This window comes from Corticibacter populi (assembly GCF_004217315.1).
Classification (GTDB): Bacteria; Pseudomonadota; Gammaproteobacteria; order Burkholderiales; family Burkholderiaceae_C; genus Lampropedia; species Lampropedia populi.
In genome coordinates, this window is record NZ_SGWR01000002.1 from 824,777 (window position 1) to 836,626 (window position 11,850).

The following is an 11,850-nucleotide window of genomic DNA, read 5'->3' on the forward strand; positions in this document are numbered from 1 at the left end:
TTGATCAGTACGGTTTGTTCAAACCGTACCGCAATCATAGCTGTTGCGGCGGCCCGGCCTTGCCTACCATGCAAGACTTTCCACCCCTGACTGCTGAACCATGACCAGCGACACCCGCACCACGCCCTCCGCCTTATCCCAACCCGCGCTCTCGGATGCGCAGCGCCTGAAGATCGGCCTGGCCGAGATGCTCAAGGGCGGCGTCATCATGGACGTCTGCACCACCGAGCAGGCCCGTATCGCCGAGGCCGCCGGCGCCTGCGCGGTGATGGCGCTCGAACGTGTGCCGGCGCAGATCCGCGCCCAAGGCGGCGTCGCGCGCATGGCCAACCCGCGCCTGATCCAGGAGATCATGGCCACCGTCTCGATTCCCGTGATGGCCAAGGCCCGCATCGGCCACTTCGCCGAAGCCCAGGTGCTGCAGCACCTCGGGGTGGACTTCATCGACGAGAGCGAAGTCCTCACGCCCGCCGACGAGGTGAATCACATCGACAAACAAGCCTTTGCCATCCCGTTCGTCTGCGGGGCGCGCAACCTGGGCGAGGCGCTGCGCCGCATTGCCGAAGGCGCGGCGATGATCCGCACCAAGGGCGAGGCCGGCACCGGCGACGTGGTGCACGCCGTCAAGCACATGCGCCAGATCATGGCCGACATCCGCGCGCTCGCCGCGCTGCGCACCGATGAACTGTATGTGGCCGCGCGCGACCTGCGCGTGCCACTGGAGCTGGTGCGGCAGGTGGCGCAGACCGGTGCCCTGCCGGTGCCCAACTTCTCGGCGGGCGGCATTGCCACGCCGGCCGATGCCGCGCTGATGCGCCAACTGGGCGCGCAGGCCATCTTCGTCGGCTCGGGCATCTTCATGAACAACGGCCAGGAATATGCCACGCCCGAACAGGCCGAGCAGCGCGCCCGTGCCATCGTGCGCGCCTGCACGCATTACGACGACGCGGCCATCGTGGCCGAATGCAGCGCCGATTGCGACAGCGCCATGCAAGGCCTGGCGGTGGCCTCGCTGGAGCCGACGGCGCTGCTGCAATCACGGGGTGACTGACAATGGCCGCGGCCACCAATCCCACCACCGGCGCTGGCACCGGCATCACCATTGGCGTGTTGGCGCTGCAAGGCGCCTACACGGCGCACCAGCGCATGCTGCACGATATGGGCGTGGCCACCCGCCAGGTGCGCCTGCCGCAGGACCTGCAAGGCCTTGACGCGCTGGTGCTGCCCGGCGGCGAATCGACCACGCTGCTGCATTTCCTGCAGCAGGGCGACTTCTGGCCGGCTTTGAAGGACTTCGCGGCAACGCATCCCTGTCTGGGCACGTGCGCGGGGCTGATCCTGCTGGCACAACACGTGCAGCCCGATCAGCCCAGCCTCGGGCTGCTGGATGTGACCGTGCAGCGCAACGCCTACGGGCGCCAGCGCGATTCGTACATCCACATCGGCCCATCGGAACTGCCCGGCGGCCTGCTGGAGATGGTGTTCATCCGCGCGCCGCGCATCGTGCAATGGCAGCCCGAGGCGCAAGTGCTGGCCTGGGCCGGCGGCTCGCCGGTGCTGGTGCGCCAGGGCCGCGTGATCGGTTGCGCCTTCCACCCCGAACTGGGCAGCGACACACGTGTGCACCAGTTGCTCGTCGATGCCTGCCTGACGCCCTGATTCCAATACGGCGCGGGGCGGCTGGGGCGAGGCATCAGCCCACGAACCACTGCGTCACGGAGTGGATCACCAGTCCCACCAGGCCACCGACCAGCGTGCCGTTGATGCGGATGTACTGCAGGTCGCGGCCCAGGTGGGTTTCCACCTCGCGCACCAGCTCGCGCGTATCCCACTGGCCAACGCGTTCGGCCACGTAGCGGCGGATCGCCGGGCGGTAGCGTTCGAGTACCTGCGGCACGATCTCGCGCACCTGCCGGTTGAGCCAGTCGCGCATCGGCGCGCTCGCCTGCAACTGGCCGCCCAGGTGCGCGGCCGCCGCTTCGAGGCGCTGGCGCACGCCCGAACCGGGCTGGCGCAGGTCATCGGCCAGCCAGGCCAGCAGATCGTTCCAGACCGTGTTGAGGTAGTCGCCCAGGGCCGGATGATCAAGCAACTGGTCGCGCAGCTGGTTGGCTTTCTCGCGCACCGCCGGGTCGGCCTTGAGCTGCAGGATCCACTGGTGCACCGCCTCGTCGAAGCGCTGGCGCAGCGGGTGCCCGGGGCTTTCGCCCATTTCGGCCAGGTTGCGGGCCACGGCGGCGACGATCTTGCGCGTCGTCAGCCGCGCCGCCGCCTTGTCCAGCGCCAGGTAGCGTAGCGCGCGCAGCTCGCGCGCGATCGCCTCGCTGATCTGCTGCTGCACGGCCTCGCCCTGCAGCAGGCCGGCGAGCTGGCGCAGCACATCGTCGAGCAGCACCTGGTGGCGCTGCTCGGCCGTCAGCGCATCGAGCATGGCGGCAGCGCTGGCCGAGACATCAAGCTGCCGCAACGCCGTGCGGATGTTGCTGGTGACGAACTGCCTCACATGCGCCTCGTCGAGCGCGCGCAAGCCGAACTCGGCACTGGCCAGAAGCGGCTGCGTGAGCGTGCGCACGTTCTGCGGCTTGCACAGCCACCCGGCCAGCCAGGCCGCCGCGTCCCAGCCGGCCAGGCGTTCGCGCACCAGCGCCGCACCCAGGAAGTTCTGGTCCAGGAAATCGGCCAGCCCCCGGCCGATGCGCTGCTGGTTGTTGGCGATCACCGCCGTGTGCGGAATCGGCAGGCCCAGCGGATGGCGAAACAGCGCCACCACGGCGAACCAGTCGGCCAGCGCCCCCACCATGCCGGCTTCGGCAAACGCAGCCACATACGGCCAGGCCGGGTGCCGGCCGGCCAGTGCCGTCGCCACGATGTAGAGCAGCGCAGCCGCCAGCAGGAGCAGCAGGGCGAGATGCTTCATGAAAAGCGGCCTTTCCTGCGACCGTGTGCGTGCACACGTGCATGTGCGCGCACCGGGGTTATCGTGCTGGCGGGGGACATGCGGAGCCGGTACACTCGTTTTTCATCCGTCAAGGCGATCCAGTCAAAGCGATCCATCATGAAGCTCATCGATTCTATCGTCGGCCAGGCCGACGCCCTCACCACGATCCGCAAGGACATCCATGCCCACCCGGAGCTGTGCTTCGAGGAGCGGCGTACCGCCGATCTGGTGGCCGAACGCCTGGCCGCCTGGGGCATCCCCTGCGACCGGGGCCTGGGCACCACCGGTGTGGTCGGCATCGTGCAGGGCCGTGACGGCGGCGCCAGCGGCCGTGCCATCGGCCTGCGCGCCGACATGGACGCCCTGCCCATGCAGGAGGCCAACAATTTTGCCCACGCCAGCACCATCGCCGGCAAGATGCACGCCTGTGGCCACGACGGTCACACCGCCATGCTGCTGGGTGCCGCCCAGCACTGGGCGCACGGGGCGCACCGCGATTTCGACGGCACCATCTACCTGATTTTCCAGCCCGCCGAGGAAGGCGGCGGCGGCGCGCGCGAGATGATCAAGGAAGGCCTTTTCGAGCGATTCCCGATGGATGCCGTCTTCGGCATGCACAACTGGCCCGGCATGCCGGCAGGCACCATGGCCTCCAGCAGCGGCCCGGTGATGGCCTCGTCCAACGAATTCCGCATCACCGTGCGCGGCAAGGGCGGCCACGCCGCCATGCCGCACATGACCGTCGACCCGATGCCGGTGGCCTGCCAGATGGTGCTGGCCTTCCAGACCATCGTCAGCCGCAACGTCAAGCCCATCGAGACCGCGGTGGTCTCGGTGACCATGATCCACGGCGGCGAAGCCACCAACGTCATCCCCAACACCTGCGAGCTGCAAGGCACGGTGCGCACCTTCACCATCGAGATGCTGGACCTGGTCGAGACCCGCATGCGCCAGATCGCCGAGGATTTCGCGCGTGCCTTCGACTGCAGCGTCGATTTCACCTTCCACCGCAACTACCCGCCCACCATCAACACCGCCGCCGAGGCCGAACTGGCCCGGCGCGTGATGGCCGAGATCGTCGGCCCCGAGAAAGCCCTGCCGCAGGAGCCTTCGCTGGCCGCCGAGGATTTCTCCTTCATGCTGTTGGAAAAACCGGGCGCCTACTGTTTCATCGCCAATGGTGATGGCGACCACCGCGCCCTCGGCCACGGCGGCGGCCCGTGCACGCTGCACAACGCCAGCTACGACTTCAACGACACGCTGCTGCCGCTGGGCGCCACCTACTGGGTGCGGCTGGCCGAGCGCTGGTTCGCCGAGCATTCCAACGCGTAGGCACCCGTTCACCCAGGCAAGGCGGCGGCCGCGCCAAATGGCCGCCAACACCCGAACGGCCTGCAGCCACAGCGCGGCGCTCATGGCGCGTCGGCGCTGTCCGACAGCGCCGACCCCGCTTCTCCGACAAGCGGCTGCGCGCTTGCCCCTCCCGGGCCGGCCTGTGCTCCACCTACAGTCGAGGCGTCCCCGATGCTTGCGCTCCTGCGGCCGCAGGAGCAGCATCGCGACACCCCAATCGAATGAAATCCAAGGAGTACACCATGACCCAACGCCCGAACCTCTTGAGCCGTCCCCGCCTGGCCATGCTGCTGAGCTCCGCGCTGCTGATCGGCGGCGCCCACGCCCTCACCAAGGAGGAGTATGACGCCCAGAAGGACCAGATCAAGGCCAGCTACCAGGCCGACAAGGAACGCTGCGACAGCCTCTCGGGTACCGCCAAGGACGTGTGCCAGGCCGAAGCCCAGGGCAAGGAGAAAGTGGCCCATGCCCAGCTGGACGCCCGGCACGAGCCCGGCCCGAAAGCCGAGCATGACCTCGCCAAGGCCCAGGCCGACGCCGCCTACGACGTGGCCAAGACACAATGCGGCGCCCAGGAAGGCAATGCCAAGGATGTCTGCGAGAAGGACGCCAAGGCCGAGCAGGTGCGCGCCATCGAGACCGCCCGCCTGCACTACACCGAAGCCAGCAGCGAGGCCACCGGCGACGCCCGCGAGGCCGAACTGAGCAAGGTCCGCCTGCAGGGCGAGGAAGCCGTCCGCAAGGCCGAGTACGAAGCCGCCAAGGAACGCTGCGACGACCTTTCGGGCGACGCCAAGAAGACCTGCGGCAACGACGCCAAGGCACAGTTCGCACAGTAAGAACCTGTTCACGATCTTTTCGTGGGCCACGTTGCCCCACCAGGCGATGCGATGCAAGGCGCAAACTACAGTCGGGCCGGTGGCCCGGCGAGGATTTGTAACGCCGCAGCGCGCGCCTGCCGGGGCAACCCGAAGGGCAGGAGGCAAAAACGCCGTGGGCAAGACGCCCGTCGCAGCCCAGACTGGCGGTCTGGGCAAGGCGGGCAACGCCGCCCGCGAAAAGACCCGAGCAGGTTCCTAGGCGCCTTCCGCACCGCCCCAGGGCGGCAGGCGCACCTGCTTGAGGCGGGCGCGCTGCTCGGCGTAGTCGGGCATCACCTCGGCCACCCACTGCCAGAAGCGCGGACCGTGGTTCATCTCATGCAGGTGGGCCAGCTCGTGCACCAGCACGTAGTCGAACAACGGCAAGTCCATTTGCGCCAACCGCCAGTGCAGGCGGATGCGGCCGTTGCTGCTGGCGCTGCCCCAGCGCGTCTGCGCGCTGGTCAGACCCAGGCCGCTGGGCGTCACGCCCATGCGCGGCGCGTAGATGGCCAGGCGCTCCTGCATCAGCGCCAGCGCCTGCTGACGCAGCCAGCGTTCCACGCTGGCTGCAATCTGCGCGGCGCTGCTGCGCGGCGGCAGCGGCAGGTGCAACACATGGCAGGCCACGTCGCCCTGGCCGGTCGCCGCATCCTGCCCATTGCCTTGCTGCGCACCGTCCTGGCCGGATGGCGCGGCCATGGCCACGGGCTGCAACACGGCACGGCGGCCTGCCAGGCCCAGCACCACACGCACCTGACCGCCCCGGTAGGCGAAACAGGCGCCATCGTGCCAGCGCAGCGGCGCATGCGCGCCTTCCTGCGCCGCCGCGTATTGCTGCTGCAGCTTGCTGATGATCCAGGGCGCGCGTTCCTGCAGCGCGGTATCGATATGACGCTGGGCCAGCCAGTGCGGCGCACGCACGCGCAGGCCCTGCGCGCTGACGCTGATGCCGATGGTGCGCCGCCGCGCCGCCTCCAGCCTGTAGGCAATGCGGTAGACCTGCCCGTCGCAGTCAAGGCTGAGCTGGCGGTTGGCCTGCGGGTGCGGCCACACGCCATTGGCGCGGTCGAGCGCATCCTGCGCATCGCCCCACAGGCTTTGCAGCGGCGAAGCGGCGGCTCGCGCGGAAGCGGGGCGGGTCACGCGTGGCCGCTGTCGCCGTGGTGGGCGTCGGTGGCGTCCGTTCCGGGCGCTTGGGTAGCTGGCGCCGGCTCGGCCGAAGAAGCCGGGTTGGCCGGATAAGCCGCCGGGTCGAGGCGGCGCATTTCGGTCTCGATCCAGTCCTGCGCCTCCTGCGTGAGCTGCTGCGGCGTCTTGCCCTCGGAACGGATCGGTGCGCCGATCGAGACATCGACCATGCCCGGGTACTTGACGATGGCGCGCGGCCCCCAGCAACGGGCCGAGGCCACCGCCACCGGCACCACCACGGAGCCGGTCTCGATGGCCAGGCGCGCACCGCTGGTCTTGTAGTTGCCCACCTGGCCGCGTGCCACGCGCGTGCCCTCGGGGAACATGATGATCCAGTTGCCCATGCCGATGAGCTTCTTGCCCTGCTGCAGCACTTTGTGGAAGGCCTTGGCGCCCTGGCTGCGGTCGATGTGGATCATGTCCATGCGCCCGATGCCCCAGCCGAAGAAGGGAATCGAGAGCAGTTCCTTCTTGAACACATAGGAGAGCACCACGTGGCGCAGCACCAGCGGCATCAGAAAGGTCTCGTAGGTGGACTGGTGTTTGACCAGGATCACCACCCCCTGCTCGCGGCTGTGCGCCGGCAGGTTCTCCAGACCCTGCACCCGGTGGTGGATGCCCAGCAGCCAACGCGCACTGCTGACACAGATGGCCAGCCAGGCCACGCCGACGCGGTAGATCGGCTCGCCGCGCCTGAACAGCGCCACCACGAACAGTGTCAGCGCGTAAACCACCATGGTGCTGCCCATGACGAGCAGGTGCAGCCAGGAGAGCAGTGCGGCCCTGGCATAGCGCAGGCCGGTGGGGCGTGGAGGCAGGGAGAATGAAGGGGGGGTCGGTGGCGCGGTCACGGGTGGCTCGGTCCTCGGGAAACTGGGCGCGAATATACACCCCTGGCGCAATGCCCCCCGCAACAGGGGCCTTCAGTCGATGGCCACGCCCGAGCTCTCGACGATGCCCCGCCAGGCCTCGTAGTCCTGCTGGAGGAAGGTGGCGAATTCGGTCTGCGTCATGGCCAGCGGCTCGGCGCCCTGGGCCTGGATGGCCTTTTGCATCTCGGGTGTGGCCAGCAGCGCATTGACCTGCGTATTGAGCGCGCGGACCACTTCGGCGGGCGTGCCGGCCGGCGCCACCATGCCGTACCAGGTGCTGACGTCGAAATCACCCACGCCCTCGATGCCCGATTCGGCAATGGTCGGCACATCCGGCAGCGAGCTGCTGCGCCGAGCCGAAGTCACCGCCAGCGGCCGCAGGTTGCCGGAGTTGATCTGCCCGATGGCCGAGGGCACCGAGGACACCAGCAGATCCACGTTTCCGGCCAGCACATCCACCAGCGCGGGGTTGGATCCGCGGTAGGGAATGTGCGTCAGCTGCACGCCGGCCGCCTGCTCGAAGAGGTGCGCGGCCAGGTGGATGGAAGTACCGTTGCCGGGCGAACCATAGGTCACGGCAGTGGGCCTGGCCTTGGCGGCAGTCACCACGTCGGCCAGGGTTTTGTACGGGGACTGGGCGCTGGTGGAAATCAGCACCGGCGAGTAGGCTACGTGGGCGACGGCGGTCAGATCGTTGACCGGGTTCCAGGTGAGACTTTTGTAAAGCCAGGGGCCGATGACCAGGTTGTCCTTCTGGCCCAGCGCGATGTCATAACCGGCCGGCGCGGCCCGCACCAGTTCGGTGATGCCCAGTGTGCCGCCCACGCCCGGCTTGTTGTCTGCGACGATGGTCCAGCCATTGGCCTCACCCAGCTTGGCCGAGACCAGCCGTGCCAGGATGTCGGTGCCGCCGCCGGGCGGAAAGGGCACGATCATGCGGATCGGCTTGGTCGGCCAGTTGGCGCCCGCGCCTTGCGCCATGGCAGCGGTGATGCCCAGGCCCATCATGGCCAGGCCGGCAAGCAGTTTCTTGAACATGGAATCTCCGGATACGCTGTGGATATGAAGGTCGTCCGCCCGACTTTCGGGGCTGCCATCCCGCCTGTCAAGGCGGGATGACCAGCAGGCCGGTGGCGCGGCAAGCCTGTTCAGGCGGCCAGGCGCGAGAGGTCCGCCACCTGGTTCATGGCCTGCTGAAGTCTCTTGAGCAGGCCCAGCCGGTTGGCCTTGAGCGCAGCGTCCTCGGCATTGACCATCACCTGGTCGAAGAAGGCATCGACCGGCGCCTTGAGCGCGGCCAGCGCCTGCAGGCTGGCGGTATAGTCGCCGGCGGCGTAGGCGGCCTGGGCCTGGGGAGCAACAGCCTGCAATGCGGCGTAGAGGGCCTTCTCGGCCTCCTCCTGCAGCAACCCCTGGTTCACCGTGGCCTGTACCTCGCCGTCGGCCTTCTTCAGGATGTTGGAGACGCGCTTGTTGGCCGCAGCCAGCGCCTCGGCTTCGGGCAACTGGGCGAAGACGCGCACGGCCTGCAGGCGCTGGCCCACATCGGCCAGGCGCTGCGGCTGCTGGGCCAGCACGGCATCGACCTCCTGCGCGGTGTAGCCCTGCTCGCGCAGGCTGCCGGCCAGGCGCTCGTAGATGAAAGCACTCAGCGAGGCGCTGGCATCGCCGAACTCGGTACCTGTGGGCAGGTGGCTGGTGAAGGCCGCCTGCGCGGCCTGCAGCACGTCGTCCAAGGCCAGTTGCGGCGCCTTCTCGACCAGCATGCGGATCACGCCCAGCGCGTGGCGGCGCAGCGCGAACGGGTCCTTGTCGCCAGTGGGCAGATTGCCGATGCCGAACATGCCCACCAGGGTCTCGAGCTTGTCGGCCAGCGCCACGGCAACCCCCACCGCGCCGCGCGGCAGCGCATCGCCGGCGAAGCGGGGTTTGTAGTGATCCTCGATGGCGTCGGCCACTTCCTCCGCCAGGCCGTCATTGAGCGCGTAGTAGCGCCCCATGACGCCCTGCAGTTCGGGGAATTCACCCACCATGTCGGTAACGAGATCGGTCTTGGCCAGTTGCGCGGCGGTGTCGACCAGCGCCACGTCCACGCCGAGCCTCTCGGCAATCGCGCGGGCAATGGCGCGCACGCGCTCGACGCGCTCGCCCTGCGTGCCCAGCTTGTTGTGGTAGACCACCCTGGCCAGCTGCGGCAGGCGGCTCGCCAGTGTCTTCTTGCGGTCCTGGTCGAAGAAGAACTTGGCATCGGCCAGGCGCGGGCGCACCACGCGCTCGTTGCCCCCGATCACGGCACTGGCGTCCTCGGGGCTGATGTTGCTGACCACCAGGAAGCGGTTGGTCAGCCGCCCCTCGGCGTCGAGCAGCGGGAAGTACTTCTGGTTGGCCTTCATGGTGAGGATCAGGCACTCCTGCGGCACCTGCAGGAATTCCGCCTCGAACTGGCAGGTCAGCACATTGGGGCGCTCGACCAGCGCGTTGACTTCGTCGAGCAGGTCTTCGTCATGCACCGGCCGCGCGCCCTGGCCCACCCGCGCGGCGGCGGCCTGCAGCTGCTCGGCAATGCGCTGGCGGCGCTCGGCGTAGCTGGCGATCACCGCGCCCTCGTCATGCAATTGCCGAGCATAGCCGTCGGCGTGCTGCAGCACGATGGGTTCGACGCTGGCCTCGAAGCGGTGCCCATGCGTGGCGTTGCCGCTTTGCAGGCCCAGCGCCGTCACCGGCACCACGGCGCTGCCGTGCAGCGCCACCAGCCCGTGCGCCGGGCGCACGAACTGCACGCTGTCCCAGCCCGGCAGGGCCACGCCGGTCTCGAGCTGGTAGGTCATGACCTTGGGAATCGGCAGGCTGCGGATGGTCTCGTCCAGCGCCTTCTGCAAGCCTTCGGCCAGCGTGGCGCCGCTTTGCACACTGTCGAGGAACAGCGCTTCGTTCTTGCCTTCGCCCTGGCGCTTGAGCTGCGCTACCGCGCCCTCGTCCAGCCCCAGCGCGCCAAGCTTCTTGAGCAGCGCAGGCGTGGCCTGGCCGTCCTTGAGGCCGACCGAGACGGGCATGAGCTTTTGCGAGACGGGCTTGTCGGCCGCCTTGGCTGCCACGCCGATGATGTGCACAGCCAGGCGGCGCGGCGTGGCGTAGCCGGTGACGGCCGCGCCACTGGCGACCAGGCCCTGGCCTTCGAGACTGGCAGCGATGCCGCTGGCAAAGGCATCGCCCAGCTTTTGCAGGGCCTTGGGCGGCAGTTCTTCGACGAAGAGTTCGACAAGCAGGTTTTCGGTGGTCATCTGCGTTCTGGAATGGGTGATGGCGGTCAGGCCGCGCAGCGGCTCGAATGACAGAAGGCGTGATGCGCGGGCAGATGTGGCCCGCCAGCCTTGCAAACCCTGCATTATCGGCGCGATTTCCGCGGCGCCCGGTTCAGCGGGTTTTGGCCGTGAGCGTGCGCACATCCCGCAGCAGATCGGCGGCCAGCGCGGTCAGCTCCTCGACAGCGGATGCCTCGATGTCCAGGTAACCCTCATATTCAGCCAGGTTGCGCTTCTGGTGCGCGGCATCCAGCACCCGCCAGCGGCTGGCCGGCCAACCAATCGTATGGGCCAGGCACTGGAACACCGTGAAGCGGTTCTCGCTGCGGTAACCCCACCAGCGCAGCGCCGCCAGCGCGGCGCCATGCGCGGCGTTGTAGGCACTGGTGAAGTGGCCTTCGAGCGAGAGGCTGTCCAGCCGTGCATCCGCCAGGCGCGTCTGCGCCAGCTCCAGCATGCGGCCGATCTCCTGCGCATTGGCCGGCTCGGCCTTGAGCTGGCCGATGCGCCGCAGGTTTTCCAGTTCCGGTTTGCTCACGGCCCGTCCTTCATGGCGTTTCCGGCAGGCTGCCGTACAGCACCACCGTCGGCTGCGACAGCATGCGCCGCACGAACGAATCGGGCTGCTGCAGGCGCTGCGCGAACTCCCGGGGGGTGAACAGATTCGGATTGATCCTGCGCCCCAGCGCCTGCTCCACCGGCAGCAGGCGCTCAAGCACCTGCGAAAGGGTCAGCGCCTCCCCCACCAGCAGCACATCGATATCACTGTGGGCCGTGTCGGTCTGCTTGGCTACGGAGCCATAGATCAGCGCCAGATTGAGGTTGGACTCCAGTGGTTCGAGCGCGTCATGCAAACGCACGGCCATACCCAGGGTCTTGCGCGTGAGCGCAACCAGTTCCTCGTAGATGGGGCTGTCCGGGGCGGCCTGGAAACGACGCAGGTTGCCCACCCGTTCAGTCCGCACCAGGCCGGCCTCCACCAGGCGCTTCAATTCCCGCTGGATGGAGGCGCTGCCCAGCCCCGATAGGCGGCGCAGCTCGTTCAGATGGAAGGCGCGGTCAGGCTGGCCAAACAACCATTCCAGGGTGCGGGCCTGACTGTCGGAGAACAGGGCGCTGGCGAGACTCATGCGCCGGATTCTAGCATTATCGATCCAATTTTTGGCATGATAATGCTCAATAATGGCTTGATCGATCCAATTTCCGACATGGATTCCAACGTTCCAGAAGGAACTATGCCGCCCTCAGAACCTGTTGACGATCTTTTCATGGGTCACGTTGTCCCGCCAGGCGATGCGATGCAAGGCGCAAACCGCAGTCGGACCGGTGGCCCG

At 68.1% G+C, this 11,850-nt stretch carries 11 protein-coding genes; 4 read left to right on the forward strand and 7 right to left on the reverse strand.

The features are described 5' to 3' along the window. The first annotated feature begins 100 nt into the window (after positions 1–100). Positions 101–1,051 carry a pyridoxal 5'-phosphate synthase lyase subunit PdxS gene (gene pdxS / locus EV687_RS09885; protein ID WP_122230293.1) on the forward strand — a complete coding sequence of 317 codons (951 nt, stop codon included), beginning with the start codon at positions 101–103 and terminating at the stop codon, positions 1,049–1,051. A gap of 2 nt (positions 1,052–1,053) precedes the next feature. Next, a complete protein-coding gene (pdxT, locus tag EV687_RS09890; protein ID WP_122230291.1) occupies positions 1,054–1,659 on the forward strand; it encodes a pyridoxal 5'-phosphate synthase glutaminase subunit PdxT in 606 nt (201 codons plus the stop codon). A 34-nt stretch (positions 1,660–1,693) separates the two neighbouring features. Here the strand turns inward: pdxT and EV687_RS09895 are convergent, their stop codons facing one another. Continuing rightward, positions 1,694–2,917, reverse strand: a complete 1,224-nt coding sequence (locus EV687_RS09895) for a DUF445 domain-containing protein (protein ID WP_122230289.1) — start codon at positions 2,915–2,917, stop codon at positions 1,694–1,696. A gap of 138 nt (positions 2,918–3,055) precedes the next feature. Here EV687_RS09895 and EV687_RS09900 point away from each other — a divergent pair, with 138 nt between their 5' ends. Together EV687_RS09900 and EV687_RS09905 are read left to right on the forward strand one after the other, a co-directional pair. Next, complete coding sequence (locus EV687_RS09900) at positions 3,056–4,270, forward strand: M20 aminoacylase family protein (RefSeq protein WP_122230287.1); 1,215 nt, start codon at positions 3,056–3,058, stop codon at positions 4,268–4,270. A 263-nt stretch (positions 4,271–4,533) separates the two neighbouring features. Beyond that, positions 4,534–5,130 carry a hypothetical protein gene (locus EV687_RS09905; protein WP_130466484.1) on the forward strand — a complete coding sequence of 199 codons (597 nt, stop codon included), beginning with the start codon at positions 4,534–4,536 and terminating at the stop codon, positions 5,128–5,130. 237 nt (positions 5,131–5,367) lie between these two features. Here the strand turns inward: EV687_RS09905 and EV687_RS09910 are convergent, their stop codons facing one another. From EV687_RS09910 to EV687_RS09935, 6 genes are all read right to left on the reverse strand, one after another. Beyond that, positions 5,368–6,297 (reverse strand): M48 family metallopeptidase, encoded by a 930-nt coding sequence (locus EV687_RS09910; protein ID WP_162846636.1) that lies wholly within the window; start codon positions 6,295–6,297, stop codon positions 5,368–5,370. Continuing rightward, on the reverse strand, positions 6,294–7,091 hold the full coding sequence (locus tag EV687_RS09915) for a lysophospholipid acyltransferase family protein (RefSeq protein WP_122230607.1): 798 nt from the start codon (positions 7,089–7,091) through the stop codon (positions 6,294–6,296). The genes EV687_RS09910 and EV687_RS09915 overlap by 4 nt, the downstream gene beginning before the upstream one ends. Before the next feature lie 174 nt (positions 7,092–7,265). Next, complete coding sequence (locus tag EV687_RS09920; RefSeq protein WP_122230281.1) at positions 7,266–8,252, reverse strand: Bug family tripartite tricarboxylate transporter substrate binding protein; 987 nt, start codon at positions 8,250–8,252, stop codon at positions 7,266–7,268. Positions 8,253–8,362: 110 nt separating this feature from the next. Further along, complete coding sequence (glyS, locus tag EV687_RS09925; RefSeq protein ID WP_122230605.1) at positions 8,363–10,495, reverse strand: glycine--tRNA ligase subunit beta; 2,133 nt, start codon at positions 10,493–10,495, stop codon at positions 8,363–8,365. A gap of 133 nt (positions 10,496–10,628) precedes the next feature. After that, positions 10,629–11,054 (reverse strand): hypothetical protein, encoded by a 426-nt coding sequence (locus EV687_RS09930; protein ID WP_122230279.1) that lies wholly within the window; start codon positions 11,052–11,054, stop codon positions 10,629–10,631. 10 nt (positions 11,055–11,064) lie between these two features. After that, entirely contained in the window at positions 11,065–11,646 is a 582-nt protein-coding gene (locus EV687_RS09935) for a MarR family transcriptional regulator (RefSeq protein ID WP_122230277.1), read from the reverse strand. Positions 11,647–11,850 lie beyond the last annotated feature (204 nt).

Bases quoted from the DNA above. Each gene is read 5' to 3' on its own strand.
- pdxS (WP_122230293.1), top strand. From the start codon at position 101: ATGACCAGCGACACCCGCACCACGCCCTCCGCCTTATCCCAACCCGCG.
- pdxT (WP_122230291.1), top strand. From the start codon at position 1,054: ATGGCCGCGGCCACCAATCCCACCACCGGCGCTGGCACCGGCATCACC.
- EV687_RS09895 (WP_122230289.1), bottom strand. From the start codon at position 2,917: ATGAAGCATCTCGCCCTGCTGCTCCTGCTGGCGGCTGCGCTGCTCTAC.
- EV687_RS09900 (WP_122230287.1), top strand. From the start codon at position 3,056: ATGAAGCTCATCGATTCTATCGTCGGCCAGGCCGACGCCCTCACCACG.
- EV687_RS09905 (WP_130466484.1), top strand. From the start codon at position 4,534: ATGACCCAACGCCCGAACCTCTTGAGCCGTCCCCGCCTGGCCATGCTG.
- EV687_RS09915 (WP_122230607.1), bottom strand. From the start codon at position 7,091: ATGGGCAGCACCATGGTGGTTTACGCGCTGACACTGTTCGTGGTGGCG.
- EV687_RS09920 (WP_122230281.1), bottom strand. From the start codon at position 8,252: ATGTTCAAGAAACTGCTTGCCGGCCTGGCCATGATGGGCCTGGGCATC.
- glyS (WP_122230605.1), bottom strand. From the start codon at position 10,495: ATGACCACCGAAAACCTGCTTGTCGAACTCTTCGTCGAAGAACTGCCG.
- EV687_RS09935 (WP_122230277.1), bottom strand. From the start codon at position 11,646: ATGAGTCTCGCCAGCGCCCTGTTCTCCGACAGTCAGGCCCGCACCCTG.